This window comes from Amorphus suaedae (assembly GCF_053629675.1).
Genome location: NZ_JBRJIT010000002.1, coordinates 703,558 through 729,171, shown reverse-complemented (window position 1 = coordinate 729,171; position 25,614 = coordinate 703,558). Strand labels below are relative to the sequence as shown.

Sequence of the window (25,614 nt, the reverse complement as noted above, 5' to 3'; positions counted from 1 at the left end):
GATGCTCGTCGTCTGCGCGATCGGCTTCCTTCTCTGGTTCGTGTTTGGCGTCGCGATGACGTCGATGATGGTCTACGGCGTGTTCGACAACGTGGCGATGGGACCGGCCGTGATGGCGGCGGTGCTGGCCACCGGCACGGCCTTCATCGGCTTCGTGACGGCGCTGGCCGCTGCCGCCGCCGCGCGGCGCGCGCGACGGGACCGGTTCCGGTGAGCCCGGTCCGCCACCTCTTCGCGGTGTCGCTGGCAGGCGGGCTGATTGCAGCACCGCAGGCGCCGGCCCAGGACTGGTCGACCTATGGCGGCGCCCCCGGCGGCGGGCAGTATTCCGCGGCGACCCAGATCACCCCCGACAACGTGGGGCGTCTCGAGGTCGCCTGGACCTTCCGCACCGGCGACTTCTCCCAGGGCGGCGACGGCACCCGCGCCACCACCTTCGAGGCCAACCCGATATATGCGGATGGCCGGCTCTACGTCTGCACGCCCTACAACCGCGTCATCGCGGTGGAGGCGGAGACCGGGCGCGCGCTCTGGTCGTTCGAGCCGGATCCGCCGCTGCCGCGCGACTACGATCAGCAGCACTCGCTGATCTGCCGCGGAGTCAGCTACTGGGCGAGCGGCGCCGACGGCCCCTGCGAGCGGCGTATCATCGCCCCGGTGCTCGACGGCCGCCTGCTGGCGCTCGACGCGGCCACCGGCACGCTCTGCCCGGATTTCGGCACCGGCGGCGTCATCAACCTGAACGAGGACTATCCGCGGCTGGGGACCGGCGTGGTCAACGTCACCTCCCCGCCGGCGATCTTCCAGGATCTGGCGATCGTCGGCACCGCCATCGGCGACAACCAGGCCGTCGACATGCCGGATGGCGTGGTGCGCGCCTTCGACGTGCGGACCGGCGAACAGAAGTGGGCGTGGAATCCGATCCCGGACCTCTACCGCGCGAAATCGGGAGCCGCGAACGCCTGGGCGCCGCTGTCGCTCGATCCGGAATTGGCGACGCTGTTCGTGCCGACCACATCGCCGAGCCCGGACTACTGGGGCGGCGACCGGTCGCCGAACCTCGCCGGCACCAACGCGGTGGTGGCGCTGGACGCCCGCTCCGGCTCCGAGCTGTGGGTGCGCCAGCTCACCCACCACGACCTGTTCGACACGGACCTTCCCGCGCAGCCGGTCGTCGCCGACCAGATCGAGGACGGCACGCGCTATCCGACCATCGTGCAGGCGACCAAGACCGGCCAGCTGTTCATGCTCGACCGCGACAGCGGCGCCTTCCGGTTCGAGACCCGCGAGCAGGCGGTGCCGCAGACCGACGTTCCCGGCGAACACACTTCGCCGACCCAGCCGGTGCCGGTGCTGCCGAAGCCGATCGCCACGCAGGGCTTCGCCCCGCGCGATGCCTGGGGCATCACCCCCATCGACCGGGAATGGTGCCGGCGGGAGGCCGAGCGTTACCGCGCCGACGGCCTGTTCACCCCGCCGAGCGTGCGCGGCTCGATCCAGATGCCGTTCTACGGCGGCGGCTCGAACTGGGGCGGCGTCGCATTCGACCCGGTCCGGCGGCTGGTGATCGGCAACGTGATGAATCTCGTCCAGTGGGTGCGGCTGATTCCGGCGGACGGCGATCCGGCGGGGACCGGCGAGCTCGGCCGCCAGAAGGGGGCGCCCTACATGATGCGCCGGGGCGTGCTGCTGTCGCCGCTCGGCATCCCCTGCAACGCGCCGCCGTGGGGCCAGCTTACCGCCGTCGACATCGACACCGGCGCGACGCGCTGGCAGGTGCCGCTCGGCGAGGTGCCGCTGGCGTTCGGCCTGACGGGACCGGCGAAATGGGGCAGCCCGAACATCGGCGGGCCCATCGCCACGGCGACCGGGCTCGTCTTCATCGCCGCGACGATGGATTCAAAGATCCGCGCGTTCAACGCCTGGACGGGAGAGCTCGTCTGGGAGCACGAGATCCCGTTCGACGGCGCCGCCACGCCGATGACCTTCGTCTCCGAGCGCGACGGCCGGCAGTATCTGGTGATCGCGGCGGGCGGCAGTTCGCTGCTGCGCAAGCGGCTCGGCGACGCGCTGGTCGCCTTTCGCCTGCCGAAGGAGTGAGCGCGCATCTCCCGTCCGGACCGGACCGATCCGGACGGGGTGCGCTCAGGCGGATCAGTCGATGACGACGTAGACGGTGGTGTTGTTCTGGACCACCGGACGGTAATAGACGCCGCCGCAATGATAGGCGTTGTAGCCGCGGTAGCGGACGCTGGCACACCCGCCGGGAAGGCGAGCGATCGAGCGGGTCACCGGCGTGCCGGGGGCAACGCCCACACCGGGCGCACCAACGCCCACGCCAGGACGGACGCCAACGCCCGGCGCACCGGCGCCCGGGGCACCCACGCCGGGGCGCACGCCCGGTCCCGGACGACCCACGCCCGGGCCGGGATCGAGGGCCAGGGCGCTGGTGCTCAGAAGGGCGAAGCTCAGGAAAACGGCGGAGACGGCTGCGATACGCGACATGATTTGACCTCAAGCTCCAAGAGCGTTCCCCGTCAGATCGCATCGACCTGAACGACAAGGATGAGCTCGACCAGTTCGAATCCGGTGCCGACTTCCGTGGGCCGGGTGTTTCCACCTGCCCGGAGTAGGCTCCGGGGCACGTGCGTGCCGACGGAGCGAGCCAGCACCCCTACGTTTCTGCCACTGCCACGGGCACGTCAATTCGTCTTCGATGCACACCCTTCACTTTGCGTATCCAAGTGACTGTGGCCGTCCCATCAGTCGCCGACGTAGCTTGCCGGGGCCTGACCGCGCAGTGGCGCCAGCAACTCGTCGGGGACCTCGGATCCGTCGTAGACGCCGAGCAGCACGCCGAGGCGCGCGGTCTTGCCGGACATCGCCGCGACCTCGCAGTCCGACAGCGCCGTGCGCTGGGAGAGCCGCCGGGCCCAGGCGCCGAGCCGCACGTAGAGACCGTCGATGATGGGCCGATGCTCCGCGCTCGTGCCGAGGTCGGTGAACTCGTTCGGATCGGTCTTCAGATCGAACAGCATCGGCCGGAAGCCGCCCTCGGCATGCACGAGCTTGTAGTGCCCGTCGAAGACCATGAAGAGCCGTGCGTCCTCGTGGGCGACGCCGAGCTTCGCGGCCATCGGCGTCGTCGAATAGTCGAACTCGCAGATCACCGCCTCGCGCCAGTCGTCCGGCGTCTCGCCGTGCAGGATCGGCAGGAGCGACCGCCCCTCAATGATGTGGTTCGGCACCTCCGCGCCGGTCGCCTCGACGAACGTGGCGGCGAGGTCGATCGCCTCGACGAGCGCATCGGAGGTGGTGCCGCGGGTGGCATCAGCGGCGGCCGAGGGATCGTAGACGATCATCGGGATCTTCACCGCGCACTCGTGGAAGAAGTTCTTTTCGCCCAGCCAGTGGTCGCCGAGATAGTCGCCGTGGTCAGAGGTGAGCACGATCATCGTGTCCTCCATCCGCCCGCTCTCCTCCAGGTAGGCGAACAGCCGTCCCATCTGGTCGTCGCACTGGGCGATCAGGCCCATGTAGGCGGGAATCACCTTTTCGCGGACCTCGTCGCGCGAGAAGCTCTTCGCGATCAGCGTGTCCATGTAGGCGCCGTAGACGGGGTGCGGATCGGCCTTCTCCCGGGCATCCTTGACCACGCCCGGCACGTGCTCCGGCCCGTACATGTCGTGGTAGGGCGCCGGCACGATGTAGGGCCAGTGCGGCTTGATGTAGGAAAGGTGGCAGAGCCACGGCCGCTCGTCGTCCTTGCGCTCCTCCAGGAAGCGGATGCACTCGGAGGTGAGCCACGGCGTCTCGGAATCCTCCTCGCGCACGTTGGCCGGCATGTCGGCATTCTGCATCAGCCAGCCGGACGCGATGTCGCCCTCCGCGTCGATGCCGGCGTTGGCGAAGACGTTCCACGGGTTCTCGGCCGGATACCCCTTCTGCTTCAGGTACTCGTTGTAGGGCGAGCGGCGGGAATCGTAGAAGCCGTCCGGCCCCTCCCCCCACAGGCCGTCGTCGCGCACCACCACGTCGAACCCGCATTCCGACAGCCGCGCGCCGATCACCGAATCGGGCGCGATCCCCAGCCGCTCCAGCCCCTTCGCATCGGCCTGCATGTGGGTCTTGCCGACGAGCCAGGCGTCCATGCCGTTGGACCGCAGGTGATCGCCGAGCGTGTGCTCGCCGACCTTGAGGGGAAAGTTGTTCCGCTGGGCGCCGTGACTGTGGACGTAGCGGCCGGTGTAGAAGCTCATCCGCGACGAGCCGCAGATCGGCGACTGCACGTAGGCGCGGTCGAAGCGGACCGCCTTCTCGGCGAAGCGGTCGATGTGGGGCGTCTTCAGATGCGGGTGGCCCGCGCAGCCGAGATAGTCGAACCGCAGCTGATCGAACATGATGAAGAGGATGTTCTTGATCTGGGGCATCAGGAGACCTCGGCCTGCTTCATGGGTTTTGACATGTCCTTTCGGGGGTGGGCTCGGGCGAGCCAGAAATGCCGGGCGACCGCGGCGCACCCGACGACGAGGCCGACGAGGTTCCAGTAGGGATCCGGCGCGAGCAGCAGGAAGGCCGCGGCGAGGCGGGCCGCACGGTCGAGAACGCCAAGCCGCGCCCGGTCGAAGCCGCCGAAGCCGCTGGAACAGAGATAGAGCGCAATCGCCAGCCGGCCGATGGCGAGCAGGAACGGCACAACCGCGAAGTTGGCCCCCGCCGGATCGACCACCAGGAGGATCGGATTGAAGGCGAAGGCGAACGGGATGATGAAGATCATCGCCCCGATGCGGGAGCTTTCGATGGCCGTCGCGATGGGCTTGCCGCCGGATATGGCCGCCGCCGCGTAGGCCGCGATCGCCACCGGCGGGGTGATCACCGAGGCTACCCCGAAGAAGAAGACGAACATGTGGACCGTCAGCGGCTCCAGCCCGAACCGCTGCAGCGTCGGACCCATGATGGCGACGATGGCGATGTAGGCCGGCAGGGTCGGCATGCCCATGCCGAGCACGATGCAGCCCGACGCCGCGATCAGCAGCGCGGCGAGGAGCGAGGTTTCACTCGCCCCGGCCAGCAGCACCGCGAACTTCGTCGGAATGCCCGTCGCGGACAGCGTCGAGACGACGATGCCGACCACCGCGATGGCGGTCACCAGCTGGGCGACGGTGATGCCGCCCCGGCTCAGCGCGCCGAGCAGCCGCCAGGGCCTGCGCCGGATATCCGGGTTGATGAAGCTGAGCGGGATCAGCAGGAAGATGGCCGCGATCGACGCGCCGGCGGGCGACAGAGCGCCGACCAGCAGCCAGACGATCATTCCGATCGGCGCGAACACCAGGATCAGGTTGAGCCAGTCCTGGCCGGCGACCGGGATCTCCTCTTCCTCGCCGGCTTCCACGCCTGCCCGGTTCGCCTCGAAATAGACCGAGAGGCAGAGGCTGGCGTAGTAGGCGATCGCCGGCACCAGCACGGCGATGACGACGGTCAGGTAGCTGACGCCGACATAGTCGGCCATGACCAGCGCTGCGGCTCCCATGATCGGCGGCAGGATCTGCCCGCCGGTGGACGCCGCCGCCTCGACCGCACCGGCGAAGTTGGGGTTGAAGCCGCGTTTGCGGATCATCGGGATGGTGACGACCCCGGTGCCAACCACGTTGGCGACGGCGCTGCCGGACACCGTTCCGAACAGTGCCGAGGCGGCGATCGCCGCGTAGGCCGGGCCGCCGCGGAACTTGCGCATCAGCGAGAACGAGATGCGGATCATCGACTGGCCAGCACCGCAGCCCTCGAGAATGGCACCGAGGATGATGAAGGGCAGCACCGTGGACAGCACGATGCCCATGATCGAGCCGAGGATGCCCTGATCGGAATCGAACCAGATGTTCTGAGCGATCAGCTCGGCGATGTTGGCGGGGACCGTCTGCAGGAAGCCCGGCCAGTACTGGCCGGTGGCGAGATAGGCGAAGGCCACCAGGCCGAGCGCGGCGATCGGCCCGCCCCAGACGATGAGGCAGGCCCACAGCGCCAGTGCGGCGGCAACTGTGGCGATCACCGCCTCGCGGGTGGTGAAGAAGACGACCGAGTCGGCCATGATCTGGCCGAGCACGAAATACTCGTAGGAAACCCAGGCGGTCGCGGCGAGGAACGCCGCATAGAAAAGGAGCTCCGGGACGCGCGCCCGTCCGTCCCGGGTCCGGCCGGCCAGATGCGCGATGACCACGCCCGCGATGCAGGCGAAGAAGAACAGCGGGCGGAACCATTCGACGGGGAACGGTCCGATGCGCGGCAGCATGCCGTAGCTGGGCAGCACGTTGGCCATGCCGATGAGGGCGATGAACAGCCCGCCCGCCACGAGCGCCGCGTCGAGGGTCCGGCTCGTCGCCGAAACACGCGATCCGGTCATCCGTATCTCCGGTCCGATGTCGGGAAAGGGGCCGCGCGCGCGGCGCGGCCCTGTGGCGCTGTAGGATCGCGATCAGGCGCGAGGCGGCCCGATCGACGGGATCCGCCTATTTCGCGATCAGCCGGTCGGGAACCTCGACGCCGGCTTCGCGGTAGTAGCGAAGCGCGCCCGGATGCAGTGGCGCATTCACCCCGGCGAACGGACGCGACGCATCGATGGACCGCAGCAGCGCGTTGCCGGCCTTCATCTCCGCCAGATTGTCCCAGTAGGCCTTGGTGATCTTGTAGGCGGCCTCGTCGGGGAGGTCGGTGTTGGTGGCAACCATCATGGTCGTGACGGCGGTCTGCAGATCTTGGGTGCCGTTCGCCTGGCCGGAATAGGTGCCGGCCGGAATGTCCGCGGTATCCACCGCGTAATTCTCCAGGTAGGTCGTCCAGGCGTCGGAGGCGACGATATCCTTGGGGATGCCGAGGATCCGGATCTCGCGCTGCAGGCTCAGCTCGTTGAGGGACTGCTGGCCGACGGCGGCGGCGGCGATGTAGACGTCGAACTGGCCGTCCTGGAAGGACTGCTGGGCCGCGCCCCAAGGCGCCTTGATGCCCTCGTAGTCCTTGCCCTCTTCAAGGCCCGAAGCGACCTTGACCATGTTGACGATCTGCGGACCGGCGGCGCCGGCCGGCGGGCCGATGTAGACGCGCTTGCCCTTGATGCCGTCCCAGCCCTCGATGCCGCTGTCGGCCCACACGATGGTGTGGAAGGTGCCGCCGGGAAAGCCGAACAGGACGCGGACGTTCTCCGATAGCTTCTTGGCCTGGTCGGCCTGGCCGGCATACGGGCCGACGCCTTTCTTCATGGCGGCGAAGGCCGGCGGAGGAACGACGGCAAGATCCAGTTGCTTGGCGGCCGTCTTGAGGGCCGACTTGGTCAGCGTCTGGCCGAGCACGACCTGGAGGTCGATGCCTTCCTTGGCGGTGTACTGGGCAAGCGTCTGCGGCACGATGCCGGTGAGGGACGAGGCCCCCGCGCCTTCGATGCTGTAGGTCTCCGCCAGCGCCGGTCCCGAAACCGCCGCGACGCAGGCCGCGGCCAGGGCCATTCGAACCAATCCGTGCATGTCTCTCTCCCTCACTTTTTTGAGTTGGTGTTTGGGGAAGAGTAGGAGCGGTCCGCCGGCCAGTAAAATGACGAAGCTGCTGGCACTATACCAATTTCGCTATATGGCCCCGCGGCGCAGTGCGCCGTCCCGGATGATGCCCAGCAACCGCTCGGTGCGCGATCCGAGCGGATGTCCCGGCAGGAAGGTCATCCCGACCGGCCCCTTCAGATCGTCGCAGGGCACCGCGAGTTCGACCAGCTGCCCGCTTTCGAGCTCGGGGCGCACGGCCCCGCGCGGCAGCGCCGCCACCGCCTCGTTGGCCAGCAGATAGGGCCGCGCGAACTCGAACGAGACCGTCTCGATGACGTTGGAGAACTCCGGAAAGCCGTTCGACACCATGAACCGGTCGAGCTCGGAGCGGATGATCGTTTCCGGAATCGGGATGATGACGGGGAAGGCGTCGACCTCGGCCAGGGAGACGACCTTTGCGCCCGCGAGCGGGTGGCCGGCGCGGGCACTGAAGACGATCGATTCGTAGAACAGGTGCTCGAACGTGAGCCCCTTCATGGTGTCCGGATCCGACATGCGCCCGAGCACGAAATCGAGCCGTCCGGCCTGCAGCTTGGTCAGAAGGTCGATGTTGGTGCCGGTCACCACGCGAACCACCGTATCGGGGTGCTGATCCTTGAAGCGCGCCACGCTTTCCGGCAGCACGCGCCTGCTCACGTTCGGCAGCACGCCGATGGTGATGACCTCGCCCGGCCCGGCGCCCGCCGCACGGGCCAGCCCCTCGGACACCTGCTGCATGCCGCCGAAGGCATAGCGATAGAGCGTCTCGCCGGCTTCGGTGAGAATCAGCCCGTCGCGCGTGCGCTCGAAGAGCTTCTTGCCGAGTTCGTCCTCCAGCTCGCGCAGGGTGCGCGACAGGGCCGGCTGGACCGTGGCCAGGTTCTCCGCCGCCCGCGTGACGCTGCGTTCGCGCGCCACCTCGATGAAGCACTGGAGATGACGGAGCTTGATGGCGTTCGGAAGCACGGAACCTGATGACCTTCATAACGATTGCGCTATCAGCCTAAATCTCCGCGTGCCTTCGCTCAACGCCGCCCTTATAAGAAGTGCAGGCGCACATCGGGCCCCGGCGCGCGATCGCGCGCGGAGAATTCCGGAAAGGCCGCCGAATTCCTGCATCGGCCTTCCTTGCAATCCATCGCAGGCGCGGCTATATCGTGCGGCTTCCGAACGGGCGGACCGGCCCGTCCCGGGATCCTCGCCTGAGCGCGACGGCAGATTGCCCGCCTTCCATGGGACCTTGATTTTCCGCGGAATGGAGGGCACGTCAGCGCTCGGTATCAGCGTGCCCGACACATGGGTGTGCTCGACGCAGGCTCTGCCTGCAGGTCCTGGACGAACCGGCCGTCGCACTGCCCGCGTTCGGAGGATACATCGGCCTGGATTTCGGTGCCGTCCATCCGCTGCCGGGGCAATCGGCAGGGGGATGGCCAACCGTCGGTCCGGGCCAAGCGCATGAGACGGGGGATCGCCGATCGATCCGGCCGCCGCATGCAGTCACAAGTTTCCTGGGACGCTCCCAGACCTGTTTTGAACCGCTGAACTCAAGGGTCACCGAAGATGCCCAAGCTGAAGACCAAGTCGGGCGCCAAGAAGCGCTTCAAGCTCACCGCCACCGGTCGGGTGAAGGTTGCGCAGGCCGGCAAGCGCCACGGCATGATCAAGCGGACGAAGAAGTTCATCCGCAATGCGCGTGGCACCACGGTGCTCTGCGATCAGGATGCGAAGGTCGTCAAGAAGTTCATGCCCTACGGCTGACCCTCGACGGGATTCACCGGCGCCTTACGGGGCGACGGACGGTTAAGACGCTAGACGACACGGATCGGCCCCTCGTCCGCGGGCGCATAGACGCCCCGGCTCCGGTCCGACGACATTTGGAGATCGAACGATGGCACGCGTTAAGCGTGGCGTGGTTGCCCACGCCCGGCACAAAAAGGTTCTGAAGGCCGCCAAAGGCTATTACGGCCGGCGCAAGAACACGATCCGCACGGCGCGCGCCGCGGTCGAGAAGGCCGCCCAGTACGCCTACCGCGACCGCAAGGTCCGCAAGCGGGAGTTCCGCTCGCTCTGGATCCAGCGCATCAACGCTGCGTCCCGCGAGCATGGCCTGACCTACGGCCGGCTGATCGACGGGCTGAACAAGGCCGGTATCGAGATCGACCGCAAGGTGCTCGCCCACCTCGCCTACAGCGAGCCGGAGGCCTTCAAGGCCATCCTGGACAAGGCCCGCGCCGCGCTCCCGGCCGAGGTGCAGTAGGGCTCCGGCCCTTCTCGCTCTCCATCAGACGACGCGATCTCTCCCGAGCCTGGCCGCCACCGCGGCCGGGCTTTTCGCGTTCTGCGCGGCTGCGCCGCGTCCCTTCAGCTAAGGGCCGGCGCGATCTAGAAATTCGGCCAGAGGCCCGGGGTGGCGAGTTCCACGACGTTGTCGGCGGGATCATCGAGATAGAGGCTGCGCCCGCCGCCCGGCCATTTGACCTCGCTGGCGATGAGCACCCCGTTCGCGGTGAGCGCCTCCACCCAGCCGTCGTAGTCGGCGATGGTGATGTGAAAGGCGATGTGGCCCGGTCCGTCGCACCGGTGGCCCGGAACGAGCCCTCCGGGCATGTCCTTGTCCGTCTCCGCGCCACGACGGTCGAACAGCAGGAGGTTCTGGGCCGTGCCGGCCTTGAAGACCCGCATTCCCTCATGCTCGGCCACCAGTTCCAGCCCCAGTACGTCGGCGTAGAACTGGGCCGTGGTCTCGATGTCATCGGTGTAGAGGACGGTTTCGACGATTCCCTGGATTTCCGGCCGCATGACCCTTCCCGTGTCGCCGACCCATCCCCTTGAGGTCGGGGACCGGTTGCAGAGGTTGTTGCTGGGTGAAGGACGCACAAGCATCGGGAAAGTTCCTCGCCGGCCCTCCCCTCACGCACCGGAATAGAGATAGCGGCCAAGGCCGACCGTGAAGATGAGATTCCCGTAGAGGCTGTGCTCCAGCCAGACCGGCCAGAAGGACCGCGTCCGCGCGTACCGCCAGGCGAACAGGACGCCGCCGATGCTGGTCAGCACGATGGCGATCCAGTTGCCGAACAGGATGTGCGCCGCGCCGAACAGCACCGCGTTGGTGGCGATCATCGCACCGCCGTGGCCGGCGAAGAGCACGCCGTAGCGGTGAAAGAAGAGCACCCGGTAGATCAGCTCCTGGCTGGCGGCGGACGCCAGCGGATAGAAGATCATGATGGTGAGCCACAGGTCCGGCCGGTAGCGCGGCAACGCCAGGAAGCGCCCCGGCAGAAACCAGTGCACGAACAAGGCGGTCAGCGCCGCCACCGGCACGAACAGCACCACCACCTCGGCGAAGTCGCGCGCCCGCAGCCGGCCGGCGAACGTCGCCCGCCAGGAGAATGTGCGGTCTCCGATCAGCAGCACGACGAAAATCGGCAGCACCGCGGCCATGACCACGAAGACGCGGACCTCCAGCGCGCGGGCGACGAGGAAGACCAGCGGCGGCGCGACGACGAAAAGAAGCACGAGTTCCACCCAGAGCCTGAGCCGGCGTCCCCGCGCGATGGGCGAGCCCACGGCTGCCGGAGGGTCGGATGGCGTCGATGACGGCATGGTCACTCCAGGGGCGAAGAGGCTTGGATCCGGCGGGTCCAGACTGCCGACACGATAGGGCCGCCGACGGTTTCGCGCGCGTTCGCATTGCAGAATGCGTCCGCGATTTCTATAGCTCGGGCCCATGGTCGGGATGAGCGAGGTCGGAAGCCTGGTTTCCGCATGCCCGCGCACCCACCTGCGACCGTGCCGCACGCCTGCCCGATTCGGCGCCGACAAGGACTGACGATGACCGATACCGCACCCGAGACAATGCCCGAGGACCTGGTCGCGCTCGAAGCCGATCTCACGGCCCGCATCGCGGCGAGCGAGACCGACGCGGACCTAGAGGAGGTCCGGATCCATGCCCTCGGCAAGAAGGGGGTGGTCTCCGAACGGCTGAAGGAGCTCGGCAAGCTCGATCCCGACACCCGCCGCGTGGTCGGCCCGGCGGTCAACGGGCTCAAGACCCGCATCGCCGAGGCGGTCGGCCTGCGACGCGCCCACCTGCAGGACGCCGCCCTCACCGCGCGCCTCGCCGCCGAGACCGTCGATGTGACGCTGCCGGTGCGCCCGGCGCCGATCGAGACCGGCCGGATCCATCCAGTGACCCAGGTGATGGACGAGCTGACCGCGATCTTCGCGGACCTCGGCTTCGCGGTCGCCGAAGGTCCGGACATCGAGACCGACTATTACAACTTCACCGCCCTCAACTTCCCCGAGGGCCACCCCGCCCGGGACATGCACGACACCTTCTTCTTCAACGAGAAGCAGGACGGCTCCCGGCTGGTGCTGCGCACCCACACCTCGCCGGTGCAGATCCGCACGATGGAATCGGTGGAGCCGCCGATCCGCATCATCGTACCGGGGCGGACCTATCGCTGCGATTCGGACCAGACCCACACCCCGATGTTCCATCAGGTCGAGGGGCTGGTGATCGACGAGAATGCCAACATCGGCCAGCTGAAGTGGATCCTGGAAGAATTCTGCAAGGCGTTCTTCGAGGTCGACAACGCCCAGATGCGCTTCCGCCCGTCGTTCTTCCCGTTCACCGAGCCGTCGATGGAGGTGGACATCCGCTGCCGCCGCACCGGCAGCGAGATCCGCTTCGGCGAGGGCGACGACTGGCTGGAGATCCTGGGCTGCGGCATGGTCCACCCGAACGTCCTGAGGAACTGCGGGCTCGATCCCGACCGCTACCAGGGTTTCGCCTGGGGCATGGGAATCGACCGTCTCGCGATGCTGAAATACGGAATGCCGGACCTGCGCGCCTTCTTCGAGGCGGACGTGCGCTGGCTTTCCCACTACGGCTTCAGGCCGCTCGACATGCCGACGCTGTTCGCCGGCCTGAGCCAGCATTAGAAGCACCTGCCGGCGGGCGCATCGCAGACGGTGCACCAGCCGGCCGCATATGGTGTTCCATCGCACGTGACTTGTGCTATGGAACGCGACCAATAATGACGCGTCCCGGTCGCGCCGTACGTGGGCCTCCAGTCCCCCGTCCCGGTTCGGCCGTGATTGCCCATTGCGATCCGTTTCCCGCCGATCCGCCGCTCGACCCCGCTGAAGTGGCCGCGAGAGGCAGCGGGTGCCTCCGGTCGATCGGTTTCGTCCGGGCGGCCTACCCCGCCTGATCACAGCAAGGAGTTGTGCGTTCGATGGATTCGACCTTCGACAAAGTCGCGGACATCATTTCCGAGACGTGCGAGCTGCCGCGCGAGACCATCACGCCGGAAAGTCATGCCATCGACGATCTGGGCATCGACAGCCTCGATTTTCTCGACATCGTGTTCGCGATCGACAAGCAGTTCGGCATCAAGATTCCGCTCGAATCCTGGACCGAAGAGGTCAACAGCGGCAACGCCGCCGCCGAGGACTACTTCGTCCTGAAGAACCTCTGCGCACGCATCGACGAGCTGGTCGCAGCCAAGGGCTGAGCCAGGTTCATGCGCCTCGAATATTTCCAGATGATCGACGCGGTCACCGCCTATGACGGGGCTGCGAATCAGATCGAAGCCCGGTCGACCGTGCCGATGGAAAGCACGGTCTTCGAAGGGCACTTCCCGGGCTACCCGCTGGTGCCCGGCGTGCTGCTGATCGAGACGATGGCCCAAGCGTCCGGCTATCTCGTCCTGGCTCACAACGGGTTCACGCGCATGCCCTTCCTCGCCGGAGTGAAGCAGGGCAAGCTCAGGACCTTCATCGAGCCGGGAACAGCCCTGACGATCACCGCCACGCTCGCCCACGACGGGTCGGGCTTTTCGGTGACCACCGCGCAGATCGCCGTCGACGGCAAGCGGGTGTGCGACGCCACGCTGACCTTCAAGACGATGGCGTTTCCGACGCCCGCGTTCGAGGCGATGATGCGGAGCCAGGCCGAGGCGATCGGACTGACCGGGAGCGTGAGCTGACCATGGCCGGGGATCCGCGCGACGCCGTCATCACGGGCATCGGACTCGTCTCGCCCCTCGCCGACGGGATCGAGGCACACACCCAAATTCTGAGCGGCTCCGAGCGGCCGAAGCCGCAGCTCGACACCGAGACCTATGCCCCCTATCCGGTCCATCCGCTGGTCGAAGTCGACCTGTCGACCCAGATCCCCCGCCGCGGCGACCAGCGCCAGATGGAAAACTGGCAGCGCTACGGCACCTATGCGGCCGGGCTGGCGCTCACCGACGCCGGGCTTGCGGGCGAGACCGAGTTTCTCGAGCGCATGAACCTCATCGTCGCCGCCGGCGGCGGCGAGCGCGATGCCACCGTCGACGGTGACATCGTCGAGGGCTGGCGCCAGGCGGCGGATCCGGGCGCCTTCGTGAACGACCGGCTGATGTCCGACCTGCGGCCGACCCTGTTCCTGGCGCAGCTGTCCAATCTGCTGGCCGGCAACATTTCCATCGTCCACCACGTCACCGGTTCGTCCCGCACCTTCATGGGCGAGGAGCTCGGCGGCGCGATGGCCATCGAGACGGCCTGGCGGCAGATCCGCGCCGGCCAGAACGATCTCTTCCTCGTCGGCGGCGCCTACAACGCGGCGCGTTACGACATGATGGTCTTCCTCGCCATGTCGGGCGGGCTTTGGACGGGCGACGACGTGCCGGACGTCTGGCACCGTACCGGCCAGGACGGCGGCATGGTTCCAGGCTCGATGGGCGCCTTCCTGGTGATCGAGAGCCGGGAGCACGCCGAGGCGCGTGGCGCCAGGATCTATGCCCGCATCGACGACATCGTCACCGACCGCGGCGCCCGCGACGGCTCGGAGCGCTACGAGGCGCGCATCGCCCGCCAGGTCGAGCGACTGAATACGGCCGTTGGCAGCGCCCCGCTCGGGCTGCTCTCCGGAACCAGCGGCGTGCCCGATGCGCTGCAGCTGGAGCGGCAGATGATCGACACGATGTCGGCCGCGCGGCCGACCTACGTGCGCGGCATCGGCTCGCTGATGGGCCACGGCATGGAAGCGCAGATGCCGGCCGGCGTCGCGCTGGCCGCCGCCGCCCTCGCGGCCGGGACGTTCTATCCGCCGTTCGCAGACAGCGACGTCGAGACGGCGGCAACCGAGGCTCCGGCCACCGTCGCCGTCACCGGATGGGGCTCCTGGCGCGGCGAGAGCCTGACCATTCTGGGTTCGGAGTCCTGACCGGCCGTCCTTCGCCGCAGGAACCCGCTACAGTCTTTTCCGGCCGGGCAGCGACGTCCGGCGAGCCGGAGAAGACGACGGATCACTCGCTCGATCATGGCCGGTCCGGACCGCTCCCGACCGACCCGGACATGATCCAGATCGGAATGAGACCATGAGCAGCGCCACTCGCGATCACAAGGGCCGCCCGATCGTCGCCGTCACGGGCCTCGGCGTCGTCACCTCGCTCGGCCAGGGCAAGGACGACAACTGGGCCGCGCTGACCGGCGGTAAGTCCGGCCTCAAGCGCATCACCCGCTTCCCCACCGAGGGCCTGCGGACCACCGTCGCCGGCACCATCGACTTTCTCGACCTCGACGACCTCTGCGCCCCGGCGCTGACGGAGAAGCTCGCCGTGCTGGCGGGCGAGGAAGCGCTTGCCCAGGCCGGCCTGCCGACCTCGGGCAGCTTTCCCGGGCCGCTGTTCATCGCCGTGCCGCCGGTCGAGCTGGAATGGAAGCACCGTCTGGCGCTCTACGAGGCCGGCCAGAGCGGCGAAGGCTGGAAGCGCATGCTGGACGGCGTGCGCCACGGCGACTGGGTCGGCATGCACCGCGCCTTTTCCTTCGCCGGCGTGGAGGAGCGCGTCGCCGACCGCTTCGGCACCCAGGGCGCCCCGATCTCGCTGACGACCGCCTGCGCCTCGGGCGCCACCGCGATCCAGCTCGGCGTCGAGGCGATCCGCCGCGGCGACTGCGATGCGGCCCTGTGCCTGGCCGCCGACGGATCGGTGCATCCGGAAACGGTGGTGCGCTTCTCGCTGCTGTCGGCGCTCTCCACCCAGAACGATCCGCCGGAGAAGGCCTCCAAGCCGTTCGCCAAGAACCGCGACGGCTTCGTCGTGGCCGAAGGCGGCGGCGCGTTCGTGCTGGAGAGCCTGGAGAGCGCGCGCGCCCGCGGCGCCGAGGTGCTGGCGATCGTCTCGGGCATCGGCGAGCGCGCCGACGACTTCCACCGCACCCGCTCCAAGCCCGACGGTTCGTCGATCATCGGCGTGTTCCGCGAGGCCCTCAAGGACGCGGACATGACCATCGAGGACATCGACTACGTCAACGCTCACGGCACGGCCACGCCGGAGAACGACAAGATGGAGTATCTGGCGCTTGCAGCCGTGTTCGAGGATGCGCTGCCGTCCATCCCGGTGTCGTCCAACAAGTCGATGATCGGCCACACCATCACCGCCGCCGGCGCCGTCGAGGCGGTGTTCTCGGTGCTGTCGCTGAAGACCGGCCGGCTGCCGCCGACCATCAACCTGGAAGAGCCCGATCCGACGATCCCCCTCGACCTGGTCCCGAACGTCGCCCGCGACGTGCCGATCCGCACGGTGATGTCGAACTCGTTCGGGTTCGGCGGACAGAACGTCTCGCTGCTGCTGGCGGCCGAGCCGTTCTGACGGGCCGGCGCGCGATGACCGACGCAGCGTCTCCGGGGGCGGGCAAGCGGGTCTACGTCATCGGTGCGAGCCGCGGCATCGGAGCGGCGATCGCCCGGGCACTGGCCGCCGACGGCTTCGACATCACGCTGACCTCGCGCACGCCCGACGGCGAAGTCGCCGACGTTCTCGCCGAGCTGCGCGCCGCCCATCCGTCCGCGGATTTCGAAGTGCGCGAAGTCGACACCGGCAACCGCACATCGGTGGCGGCGCTGGCCGCGGTCATCGAGGAGAACGAGGCGACCTACGGCCTCGTCTACAACGCCGGCCAGTCCTACGACCGACTGGCCGCGAGCATCGATCCCGACCGCGCCGCGGAGCTGATGGAGATCAACGCGCTCGGCTTCATGCGGCTCGCCGCCGCCGCGATGCGACCGATGGTGCGGGCGAAGCAGGGCCGGATCGTCGCCACCGGATCGATCACCGCCACCTACGGCGTGTCCGGCAACGCCACCTACGCCGCCACCAAGGGCGCCCTCCTAGGCTACGTGCGCACGCTCGCCGTGGAGATTGCCCGCAAGGGCGTGACGGTGAACTACATCGCCCCCGGCTTCGTCGAGACGCGGCTGATCGAGCCCTATCTCCCCTACCGGGAGAAGATGGAGCGGCAGATCCCCGCGGGCCGTCTCGCCCAGCCGGAAGAGATCGCCCATCTCGTCCGGTTTGTGCTTTCGCCGCTTGCCGGTTACATGACCGGCTCTGTCCTGACCATCGACGGCGGGCTGTCGGCGAACCTGATCAACCGGCGGCCCTGACCACCGTCCCAAGACCAAACGGATACATGCCCACGATGCGCGCCCTTCAGCTCGTCAGCGACCGCAATCTCAAGATCGTCGACATGCCCGAGCCGGACGCGCCGGGCGAAGGCGAGGTCCTGATCGAGATCGGCGCGGTGGCGCTGAACCACATCGACGTCTGGGGCTGGCGCGGCATGGCGTTCGCGCGCCGCAAGCTGCCGCTGGTCGTCGGCGCCGAGGCGGCCGGAACCGTGGTCCAGGTCGGCCCGGGCGTCACCGACCTCGCGCCCGGCCAGAAGGTCGCCATCTACGGCGCGCAGACCTGCGGCGAATGCAAGGCCTGCCGCGCGGGCCGCGACAACCTGTGCGAAAACGTCGGCGGCATCCACGGCTTCCACCTCGACGGCTTCGCCCGCGAGCGCATGGTCACCAAGGCGCGCCTGTGCGTGCCGGTGCCCGACAACGTCACCATGGTCGACGCCGCCTGCGCCTCCATCACCTTTGGCACCGTGCAGCACATGCTGTTCGACAACGCCAAGCTGGAGGAGGGCGAGACCGTGCTGATCCAGGCCGGCGGCTCCGGCATCGGCACCGCGGCGATCCGCATGGCCAAGGCGATAGGCGCAACCGTCATCACCACGGTGGGCAGCGACGAGAAGGCCGAGAAGGCCCGCGAACTCGGCGCCGACCACGTCATCAACTACAACACCGAGCGCTTCGAGGGCGTGGTGCGCAAGCTCACCCGCAAGCGCGGCGTCGACGTGGTGTTCGAGCACACCGGCGTCGACACCTGGCAGGGCAGCCTGTTCTCGCTGAAGCGCGGCGGCCGGCTCGTCACCTGCGGCTCGACCACCGGCATCACCGCCGAGATCAATCTGATGCAGCTGTTCCAGCAGCAGTACCGGATCTTCGGATCGTTCGGATGCACCATCCAGAACGTCGCCGAGGGACTGGCCAAGATGTCCGAAGGCATCCTGCCGGTGATCGACACGTCGATCACCCTGGACCAGATCGAGGAGGGCCTTGCCCGCCTCGAGAGCCGAAAGGTGTTCGGCAAGATCGTCATGACGCTGGGCTGAGGCGGTGATTTCCAAGCGCGTCCTCACGGCCCGCGCCCTGCAAGCCGCGGACTGGATCTTCGCCAAGATCGTCGTGGCGTTCGTGCGCCTCATCCGGCTGCTGCCGGCGCGCGCCGCCGTCAATTTCGGCGGCTGGGCGTCGCGCACCATCGGCCCGCTGTTGCCCGTCGACAAGGTTGGCCGCGAGAACCTGGAAGCGGCCTATCCGGAGAAGTCGGCCCGGGAACGGCGGCAGATCCTCAACGGCGTGTGGGACAATCTCGGCCGCACCGCCACCGAGTTCATGTTCCTCGACAAGATCTTCGACTTCGACTTCCACAACCCGACGGCCGGCCACTTCGAGGTCAGCGGCATCGAGCAGTTCCTCGAGATCCGCGATTCCAAGACGCCGTGCGTGGTCTTCACCGCGCATCTGGCGAACTGGGAGCTGCTGCCGGTCTGCGCGGCGACCTTTGGTCTGGATGTCTCCGTGCTTTTCCGGCCGCTGAACAACGCCCGGCTCGCCCGCGAGCTGGACGTGGTGCGCGGCGGAACCATGGGCGGGCTGGTTCCCTCGCAGCCGGGGGCGGTGGCCGCGCTGGACGGCATCCTGGCCCGGGGCGGACACGTGGGCATCCTCGTCGACCAGCGCTTCGGGCGCGGCCTGACGCTGCCCTTCTTCGGCCGGCCGGCGAAGACCAACCCGCTGCTCGCCAAGCTCGTCCGCCGCCACGAATGCAACGTCTACGCGGCCCGCTCGGTGCGCAAGCCGAACGGGCGGTTCTACATGGAGCTGAAGGGCCCGCTCGACCTGCCCCGCGACGGCGAGGGAGAGATCGACGTCGAGGGCACCATGGCCTTCGTGAACGACGTCGTGGAGGGCTGGGTGCGCGAACACCCCGAGCAATGGCTCTGGTTGCACCGCCGCTGGCGGCTCTAGAGAACCGCTCTTCCCACGGCCCCGAAAGACGGCCTCCAGACCCTGTCCTATCGCCTCAGCGCGGTCGCAGCGACACGTCCACCGTCACCGGCAGATGATCCGACCCGATCGGCGGCCCGACAGCGACGAGCTGGGCCGCCATTTCGCGGCTGACCAGGACATGATCGATCCGCACGCCAACCGCCGGCGCCACCGCCGGCCAGGACGCTGAAAACCATACGCCACCTTCGGCCGGCATGGCGACGGCGGTCTGCCGCATGAAGTCGGCCATGCTGGGCGCGAGCGGAGAGGCATTGAAGTCGCCGGCCACGATGCGTGGCATCTGGGCCTCGCCCAGCGTCGCCCGATAGGCCGCAAGCGAGGTGCTGCGCTCGACCCCCGCCTGTTCGTCTTTCGCCCGCGGCGCATGCACGCCGAGCACCAGCACCGCCAGGCCATCGATCACCACGCAGCCGAGCGCGGCATTCTCCGCAATCGGCGTGCGCAGCTCGGGCACCGGACATGTCTGGCGCGCCTTGCGCAGATACATGTTGGTGGTGTTCGCGGGGCTGGATGCGATGAGCGCATACTCGGCCCCCAGCGTCCGGTCGATGGCATCCGTCCAGAAGGGCACGCGCTCCTGCACCACCAGCAGGTCGGGATCGTTCGCGCGCACGCTCAGCACGAAGGCAGGCACGTCGGTGTTGGAGAACAGCAGGTTCGCCGTCATCACCCTTAGCCCACCGGTCGTGCCCGGCGCCGTGAGCGTTGCCTTGTAGAGGGCGAGCCCGACGCCCAGGCAGACGACGAGCGCCGCGGCCACGACCAGCGGCGACCGTCGGCGCAGCACCAAAGCCACAATCGTCAGAAGGGCCGCGATGCCGCAGACGATGTGCGGCAGGAAGTTCAAGCTGCTGTCGATGAACCAGCCGGTCATGGACGGTTCCCGCGGCCGGGGCCAGCGGCCGCTCGCACGACGTCCCTCACAGGCCGGTCGACGGCTGGAAGGTGACGACGACAGGTTCGCCGATCGCGGTTGGCGGCAGCGGCGGAGTGGGCTCGATCCAGGCGACGAGGCGCCCCGGCCCATTGGCGAGCGTCACCGGCACGCCGATCCAGTTCGCTTCAAGGCCGGTCGTCACCCGCTCGATGCGCCCGGTGACCGTTCGTCCCGAGTAGGGAAGCCGGATCTCGACCATCCGTCCGGGACCGAGCTCATCCGCCCGCTCGCTGGAAAACACCGCCTGCACCGTCGGGACGACCGTCGACGCGTAGAGCTGGACCACCGGCGCGCCGGCGGCAACGCTGCTGCCAGCCTCCGCGATCGCGTAGATGACGCAGTAGCAGGGGCTTTCGAGCGCAATGCGGTCCCCGGCGGTGGACTCGATCGACGCGAGCCGTGTGCCGGGCACCACCTCGTCCCCCTTCTTCGACACGACGCCCGCGACGGCCCCTCCGGCCGGCGCGGCCACCGTGATCTGTGGTGCCGCCACCGCACCGGTCTCCGCCGTGAAGCTAGGCTCGATCGGGGTGAAGAACATGAACATGCCGATCCCCAGCACCACGAGCACCATCGCACCGTTCAGCAGGCTGGAGAACAGCCGCACGAAGCGGGGCGGGCGGCCGCGTCCCAGGCCACGCGCCTGATGGGTCCGGTGCCTGCGGGCGCCTTCCCCGATGCCGATCGTCAGCGGCACCTGCCCGGACAGCAGGGCGCCGGCGAGCGAGCGGAGCATGCGGATCTGCGCGTTGCTCAGATCGGTGAAGCGGAAGCCGAGCCGCCGGGCGTCCGCATAGACCACCTCGGCCCTGACTTCGGTGGAGACCACGAACTGGTCGAGGAAGACGGTGAAGGTTCCGCTGGCGCGCTGGCCCGGCCTGAAGCCGCCAGACCCGGCGGGAAGGGCGAAGCCGCCGAGCGACCAGTCGAGCGTGCGGAAGCTCTCGCCCTCCGTCTCGAAGCGGGCGGGGGTTGCAAGCCGGTAGGCGAGCCTGCGGCTGGCGGCATCCTCGACGCGCGGCGAGCCGGCCCAGGCCGACCGCTCAGGAACGGGCGACACGGGATCGACGCCACGCCCAGGGTCCGTGGGAGGAGGAGGCGCCAGATCTTCCGGCGCGGCGTTTGCGGCCGGCGTGGGAGGAGCTGGATCCGGTCGCGTGGCGGTGCCCGGCTCGCGTGGCGATCTGGCCCCTGACCGCGCGCCCAGGGCGCCCATCAGCGATCCGATGAACCCGGAGCCGCGCGAGGCATCGATCGCCTCGAGTTCCTGGCGGACGCGGTCCAGCTCCGCTTCCGCGGTGCTGGTCTCTTCGGCCCGCGTCTCCGGAGTGTTCGCGCCAACCTCCGCGGCCGACGCCTCTTCGCCGGCCCTGACGTGGTCGGCTGCATGAGGATCGGCGGGCGTTCCTGGCGGCGTCATCAGTAGATCGTCTTCTGGATCGTGTAGCTGAAGCCTCGGCTGAACGGCACGGTCTTGTTGATGAACTGGTCGACCCAGAGGTTCACTTCGGCAATCGTCGAGCGCGGCACGAATACGATGTCATACGGCTGCAGTATCACGTTTTCGGCCGGGGCCGCGCTGTCGGTGAACTGGTCGAGGTCGACGATCCGCATCATCGGCGGACCCTCGGGGCTGCGGCGGATCAGCACGATCTTGCGCAGGCCGGCCGTGTCCTTCAGGCCACCCGCCATGATGACGGATTCCATGACGCCGAGCGGCCCTGGAAGGGAGAGCGCGCCCGGGCGTTCCACCTCGCCTCCGACGAACACCTGGCGCGATCCGAAGCTCTTCGGCACGACGCCGACGGTCGGGAAGCGCAGATACTTGCGGTAGCGCTCCTCAAGCTCCTGCTCGAGCTCCTTCGGTGTCCGGCCCTGCGCGATGACGCTGCCGATCAGGCTGAGATAGATGCGGCCGTCGGGCGCCACCTGGGTGGTCGCGCTCTCTTCCTCGTAGAAGGGCAGATTGATGGTGACCTCGTCGCCGATGACGAACCGGAAGTCCGCGGCCACACCCTCGTTCCAGGGGCGAAAGCCGGTCACGATCCCGGGGTCGACATAGGCGTTGGGAACGATGGGGACGGGCTGGCTGGCGACCGGCGCGAGCGATCCGGAGCACGGCATGACCCGGGGCGAGTGGCTCGCCGTCGGCTGGACGCAGCCCGTGGCGGATTGCCGGCTCGCAGACATCTGTCCGCAGCCGCTCACCGCAAGCACGCCGATCATCGCCAGGGCAAGTTTCTTCAACGAACCGAACTCACTCCACTCGGAGCGCACCGCGTGTCGCCGCCCACGCCGTGGTCGCCGCAATGGCCGCTCCCGCGCCCGCCGCGCGCCGCGGCCACCCCATTCGGGGCAGTCCAGCGCGCTGGTGGCACGACTGCGATCTATCGCGCATTAACGTTAGCGCCGGGTAAACACCGACCCCGGCGACCCTTCTGGGCCCCGGTGGCGGGATGCGGCCGGCTGGAGGGAATTGACGACGGTCAGATACGTCCGGGTCGGGGCAATGCCGCTCCGATCACGCCTCGCGGCCGCCCAGGCGGAACCGCTCGCTCGTCTCGACGGCGTTCAGGATGATGGCCGTCTCCGCCGTTCCGCCCGGGATCTGGCAGAGGCGGACCGTCTCCCGCAGGCCTTCACGGGTGGTCTTCCGCGCGCGCGCCACCACCAGCGTCGCATCGACCACGCCCGCCAGGAACCGCGCGTCCGGAACGCGCGCCAGCGAGGGCGTGTCCAGGATGATCAGGTCCAGGTGGTCGGAGAGCAGCGACAGCAGGTCTTCCCAGTTCAGCGACCGGTAGATCTCCTTGGTGCCGGAGGCGGTGAGCCCGCAGGCCAGGTACAGCGCCGGCGATGCGCGGTCGATCTGGATCGCGCGCTCGCTGTCGGCCTTGTCGAGGAGCACGTTGGCGATGCCGACGTTGTCATGGCCACCGAACAGGGTGTGGACGGTCGGCCGGTCGAGATCGCAGTCGATCAGCAGGACGCGATCGCCCGACAGAGCGGCTGCCCGGGCGAGCGAGGCCGCGATGGTGGTCTTGCCGTCGCCGTCCTCGCCGGAGGCGACCATCACCGTGGTCGCCCGCTCCTGCCCGCGCCCGATCAGCAGCGAGACCCGCAACGCTCGGATCGCCTCGGCCAGCATGCCGTCTGGGGCCTCCACCACCCGCTCGACCAGCGCGAACGGCTCGTGATCGACCCCGGTGAGCTTCGGCACCTCGGCAAGCGGCGGCACGCCGAGCACATCCTCGACGTCTTCCGCAACGACAAGGCTCGGCTGGAACTGGGCCAGTAGCACGGCCAGCGCCACCGCCAGGAACGACGACGCCACCAGCCCGCCGGCGACGATCAGCTTGCGGTTCGGCCCGCTCGGTTCCAGCGGCGGCGTCGCCCTTGCGACAATGCGCGCCCGGGCGCGCTCCAGCCCCATCTGGTTCTGCAACTGGCTCTGGCGCTCCAGGAACGATTCGTAGACGCCGCGCGAGGCCTCCGCCTCCTGCTCCAGGCCTCGCAGGCGGATTTCCGCCTCGCGCTGGCGCGACAGCTCGTCGCGCAGGCCCTCGGCATTGGCTTCGAGCTCCTTCACGCGCTCCGACTGGATCTCCTCGCTGCGTCCGAGGCTGGAGGAGATCTTCCGCGTCTCGGTCGCGATGGCCGACTGCAGCGAGTCCAGCGCGGCGCGCGCCGCGATCACCCTCGGGTGCGAGGGCTGGTAGAGCGCATTGAGGCGCGACAGCTCCTGTTCCTGGTTCGCCGCGCGCTCCGACAGGCTCTGGATCAGGGGCGAGGCGACGACCTCCGGATCGCTGCCGTCGCCGCTGACGTTCCGGTTGGCGTTCTGGCTTACGGCACGCGCTTCGGCCAGGGCACCCTGCGCGCGGCTCAGCTCGGCGCCGAGCTGGGTGATGCGCTCGCGCAGCACGGTGGAGGAGACGCCGTCGGCGATGCCTGACTCGCGCCGCCAGTCTTCCACCGCCTGCTCGCGGCGATCGACCTCAAGCCTCAGGTTCGCGACCCGTTCGCCCAAGAGGCCGAGCGCGTCGCGGGACAGATCGCGCGACCGCGCGATCTCGTCCTGGAGGTAGACGTCGACGATGCCGTTCGCGACCTCGGCGGACAGCTTCGGCGATTTCGATTCGAACGTCACGCGGATCACGTTCGACTGGCCGACGCGCGACACCGTCAGGTTCTCGCGGAGCGCGCGGACCATCAGCGTGGCGAGCTCGTCGCGGTCCGTCGGCTCCGTCTCGTCCGCCGTCGAGAGAATGCGCGACAGCAGGCCGGTGCGCGTCCCCAGCGCGGGATTGATCGCCGGGTAATATTCCAGATTCAGGTTGGAGATCGTCTGCGACAGGATCGCCTGCGAGCCGATCACCTGGACTTCCGTCTCGGTGACGATGTCGGAGGGAACGGCGTTCCGGTTCTGGTCGGATGCCGCAAGCACCTGCTCGGAGCGCGGGTCGATCTCGACGATCGCCGACGCCTGGAACTTCGGCGCAAGCGACAGCGCAAGCGCCACGCTGGCGCCGGTGCCGAGGATGACGATGGCAACGATGAGCCAGAGCCGCTGACGCAGGATGCGGGCGAACCAGAGCAAGGGGTTGGTGAGCACCCCCTCGTTCTCACTCGAACGCTCGGCAGCCGGGCGAGATCCTCGCCGGATGTCGGATGTTTCGTCCATCTGCGATCCTGCGGGTCCCGCGCACCTCGGGACGGAACACTCTGGCCGCCCTTCCGAACGGCGGCCGACGCGGCACATTCCCGTTCATGACAGCAATGTATTAACTATACATTTCGGGCGGATATCCGGCACAAGACCGATCGCCATCCCCGGACTTCACATTCGCCCCGGATCGACATGCATCAGGCCAGGACCGTCCGACTGTTCGGGATCGACGTCGCCGCGATCGACTTCGACGCCGCAATCGCGCGCATCGCCGGATGGGCGCGCGAGCGGCCGGCCCGGCTCGTCTTCACCTGCAACCTCGACCACGTGATGAAGCTCAGGTCGGACGCGGCCTTCCGGAGGGCCTATGCCGACGCGGACCTGGTCGTCGGGGACGGCATGCCGTTCGTCTGGCTCGCCAAGCTGTCGGGCGACCCGCTGCCCGGTCGCATTTCCGGTTCCGAACTGATCGTCCCGCTGTGCCACGCCGCGGTTCGGGAGGGGCTGAGCGTCTTCCTGCTCGGCTCCACGGAGGACCGGCTCGCGCGTGCCGAAGCCTCCCTCGCGGAAATCGCGCCGGGGCTTCGGGTCGCCGGACGCCACTCCCCTCCCTTCGGGTTCCGATCCAACCCGGAGGCCCAGGCAGAGGCAGCGCATATCGTGGCGCGGGCTCGCCCCGACATCCTGTTCGTCGCGCTCGGCCCTCCCACCCAGGAGATCTGGTCGGCGAATTTCCGGGACAGGCTCGACTGCGGCGTGGCCATCTGCATCGGCGCCGGCCTCGACTTCCTCTCCGGCGATGTCCAGCGCGCACCGCGCTGGATGCAGGTGTCGGGACTGGAATGGGCGTGGCGGACCCTGCAGGAGCCACGCCGTCTGGCGCCGCGCTACGGCCGCATCATCGTGACGCTTCCGCGCCTGCTCGCGGACCATGTACGCGACCGCCGCCGGCACCGCTCAGGCTAGCCGAGACGCACCCGAA

The 25,614-nt window shown here is 68.5% G+C and carries 24 protein-coding genes; 13 read left to right on the top strand and 11 right to left on the bottom strand.

Translation table 11 applies throughout. The annotated features are described in order from the left end of the window. Position 1 precedes the first annotated feature (1 nt). The gene (locus AB7M35_RS17110; RefSeq protein ID WP_453961571.1) at positions 2–214 is read left to right on the top strand and encodes a hypothetical protein; all 213 of its coding nucleotides are present in this window, start codon (positions 2–4) and stop codon (positions 212–214) included. Further along, positions 211–2,100: a pyrroloquinoline quinone-dependent dehydrogenase gene (locus AB7M35_RS17105; protein ID WP_453961570.1), complete on the top strand. Its 1,890-nt coding sequence runs from the start codon at positions 211–213 to the stop codon at positions 2,098–2,100. The genes AB7M35_RS17110 and AB7M35_RS17105 overlap by 4 nt, the downstream gene beginning before the upstream one ends. Positions 2,101–2,154: 54 nt before the next feature. Here AB7M35_RS17105 and AB7M35_RS17100 read toward each other — a convergent pair whose 3' ends face one another. The 5 genes from AB7M35_RS17100 to AB7M35_RS17080 all read right to left on the bottom strand — a co-directional run bounded on the left by AB7M35_RS17100 (position 2,155) and on the right by AB7M35_RS17080 (position 8,528). Then, complete coding sequence (locus AB7M35_RS17100) at positions 2,155–2,505, bottom strand: hypothetical protein (RefSeq protein WP_453961569.1); 351 nt, start codon at positions 2,503–2,505, stop codon at positions 2,155–2,157. Positions 2,506–2,762: 257 nt separating this feature from the next. After that, positions 2,763–4,430: a sulfatase-like hydrolase/transferase gene (locus AB7M35_RS17095; protein ID WP_453961568.1), complete on the bottom strand. Its 1,668-nt coding sequence runs from the start codon at positions 4,428–4,430 to the stop codon at positions 2,763–2,765. Then, a complete protein-coding gene (locus AB7M35_RS17090; protein ID WP_453961567.1) occupies positions 4,430–6,397 on the bottom strand; it encodes a TRAP transporter permease in 1,968 nt (655 codons plus the stop codon). The genes AB7M35_RS17095 and AB7M35_RS17090 overlap by 1 nt, the downstream gene beginning before the upstream one ends. 106 nt (positions 6,398–6,503) lie before the next feature. Further along, positions 6,504–7,493 carry a TAXI family TRAP transporter solute-binding subunit gene (locus AB7M35_RS17085; protein ID WP_453961566.1) on the bottom strand — a complete coding sequence of 330 codons (990 nt, stop codon included), beginning with the start codon at positions 7,491–7,493 and terminating at the stop codon, positions 6,504–6,506. A 117-nt stretch (positions 7,494–7,610) separates the two neighbouring features. Continuing rightward, on the bottom strand, positions 7,611–8,528 hold the full coding sequence (locus AB7M35_RS17080) for a LysR substrate-binding domain-containing protein (RefSeq protein WP_453961565.1): 918 nt from the start codon (positions 8,526–8,528) through the stop codon (positions 7,611–7,613). A gap of 594 nt (positions 8,529–9,122) precedes the next feature. On the opposite strand from AB7M35_RS17080, the gene rpmI reads away from it, so the two are divergent. Both rpmI and rplT read left to right on the top strand, forming a co-directional pair. Next, positions 9,123–9,320: a 50S ribosomal protein L35 gene (gene rpmI / locus AB7M35_RS17075; protein ID WP_453961564.1), complete on the top strand. Its 198-nt coding sequence runs from the start codon at positions 9,123–9,125 to the stop codon at positions 9,318–9,320. 130 nt (positions 9,321–9,450) lie between these two features. Continuing rightward, positions 9,451–9,819, top strand: coding sequence for a 50S ribosomal protein L20 (gene rplT / locus AB7M35_RS17070; RefSeq protein WP_453961563.1), 369 nt, complete (start codon positions 9,451–9,453; stop codon positions 9,817–9,819). Positions 9,820–9,944: 125 nt separating this feature from the next. Here rplT and AB7M35_RS17065 read toward each other — a convergent pair whose 3' ends face one another. Together AB7M35_RS17065 and AB7M35_RS17060 are read right to left on the bottom strand one after the other, a co-directional pair. Next, a complete protein-coding gene (locus AB7M35_RS17065) occupies positions 9,945–10,361 on the bottom strand; it encodes a VOC family protein (protein ID WP_453961562.1) in 417 nt (138 codons plus the stop codon). Positions 10,362–10,472: 111 nt separating this feature from the next. Then, positions 10,473–11,078 (bottom strand): CPBP family intramembrane glutamic endopeptidase, encoded by a 606-nt coding sequence (locus tag AB7M35_RS17060; protein ID WP_453961561.1) that lies wholly within the window; start codon positions 11,076–11,078, stop codon positions 10,473–10,475. 315 nt (positions 11,079–11,393) lie between these two features. Between AB7M35_RS17060 and pheS the strand changes: the two genes are divergently transcribed. The 8 genes from pheS to AB7M35_RS17020 all read left to right on the top strand — a co-directional run bounded on the left by pheS (position 11,394) and on the right by AB7M35_RS17020 (position 18,984). Further along, positions 11,394–12,506: a phenylalanine--tRNA ligase subunit alpha gene (gene pheS, locus AB7M35_RS17055; RefSeq protein ID WP_453961560.1), complete on the top strand. Its 1,113-nt coding sequence runs from the start codon at positions 11,394–11,396 to the stop codon at positions 12,504–12,506. A gap of 296 nt (positions 12,507–12,802) precedes the next feature. Further along, positions 12,803–13,081 (top strand): acyl carrier protein, encoded by a 279-nt coding sequence (locus AB7M35_RS17050; protein WP_453961559.1) that lies wholly within the window; start codon positions 12,803–12,805, stop codon positions 13,079–13,081. 9 nt (positions 13,082–13,090) lie between these two features. Continuing rightward, the gene (locus AB7M35_RS17045) at positions 13,091–13,555 is read left to right on the top strand and encodes a 3-hydroxyacyl-ACP dehydratase FabZ family protein (protein ID WP_453961558.1); all 465 of its coding nucleotides are present in this window, start codon (positions 13,091–13,093) and stop codon (positions 13,553–13,555) included. Positions 13,556–13,557: 2 nt separating this feature from the next. Beyond that, positions 13,558–14,778 (top strand): beta-ketoacyl-ACP synthase, encoded by a 1,221-nt coding sequence (locus tag AB7M35_RS17040; RefSeq protein ID WP_453961557.1) that lies wholly within the window; start codon positions 13,558–13,560, stop codon positions 14,776–14,778. A 154-nt stretch (positions 14,779–14,932) separates the two neighbouring features. Further along, entirely contained in the window at positions 14,933–16,210 is a 1,278-nt protein-coding gene (locus AB7M35_RS17035; protein WP_453961556.1) for a beta-ketoacyl-ACP synthase, read from the top strand. Positions 16,211–16,224: 14 nt separating this feature from the next. Next, the gene (locus AB7M35_RS17030) at positions 16,225–17,004 is read left to right on the top strand and encodes an SDR family NAD(P)-dependent oxidoreductase (RefSeq protein ID WP_453961555.1); all 780 of its coding nucleotides are present in this window, start codon (positions 16,225–16,227) and stop codon (positions 17,002–17,004) included. Between the two features lie 35 nt (positions 17,005–17,039). Beyond that, the gene (locus tag AB7M35_RS17025) at positions 17,040–18,065 is read left to right on the top strand and encodes a zinc-binding dehydrogenase (RefSeq protein ID WP_453961554.1); all 1,026 of its coding nucleotides are present in this window, start codon (positions 17,040–17,042) and stop codon (positions 18,063–18,065) included. A gap of 4 nt (positions 18,066–18,069) precedes the next feature. Beyond that, positions 18,070–18,984, top strand: coding sequence for a lipid A biosynthesis lauroyl acyltransferase (locus AB7M35_RS17020; RefSeq protein ID WP_453961553.1), 915 nt, complete (start codon positions 18,070–18,072; stop codon positions 18,982–18,984). A gap of 55 nt (positions 18,985–19,039) precedes the next feature. Here the strand turns inward: AB7M35_RS17020 and AB7M35_RS17015 are convergent, their stop codons facing one another. The 4 genes from AB7M35_RS17015 to AB7M35_RS17000 all read right to left on the bottom strand — a co-directional run bounded on the left by AB7M35_RS17015 (position 19,040) and on the right by AB7M35_RS17000 (position 24,647). Continuing rightward, entirely contained in the window at positions 19,040–19,900 is an 861-nt protein-coding gene (locus AB7M35_RS17015) for an endonuclease/exonuclease/phosphatase family protein (RefSeq protein WP_453961552.1), read from the bottom strand. Between the two features lie 46 nt (positions 19,901–19,946). Further along, a complete protein-coding gene (locus AB7M35_RS17010) occupies positions 19,947–21,023 on the bottom strand; it encodes a PilZ domain-containing protein (protein ID WP_453961551.1) in 1,077 nt (358 codons plus the stop codon). Between the two features lie 359 nt (positions 21,024–21,382). Further along, positions 21,383–22,210 carry a polysaccharide biosynthesis/export family protein gene (locus AB7M35_RS17005; RefSeq protein ID WP_453961550.1) on the bottom strand — a complete coding sequence of 276 codons (828 nt, stop codon included), beginning with the start codon at positions 22,208–22,210 and terminating at the stop codon, positions 21,383–21,385. Between the two features lie 274 nt (positions 22,211–22,484). After that, entirely contained in the window at positions 22,485–24,647 is a 2,163-nt protein-coding gene (locus AB7M35_RS17000) for a GumC family protein (protein WP_453961549.1), read from the bottom strand. Positions 24,648–24,824: 177 nt separating this feature from the next. Between AB7M35_RS17000 and AB7M35_RS16995 the strand changes: the two genes are divergently transcribed. Continuing rightward, the gene (locus tag AB7M35_RS16995) at positions 24,825–25,598 is read left to right on the top strand and encodes a WecB/TagA/CpsF family glycosyltransferase (RefSeq protein ID WP_453961548.1); all 774 of its coding nucleotides are present in this window, start codon (positions 24,825–24,827) and stop codon (positions 25,596–25,598) included. Positions 25,599–25,614 lie beyond the last annotated feature (16 nt).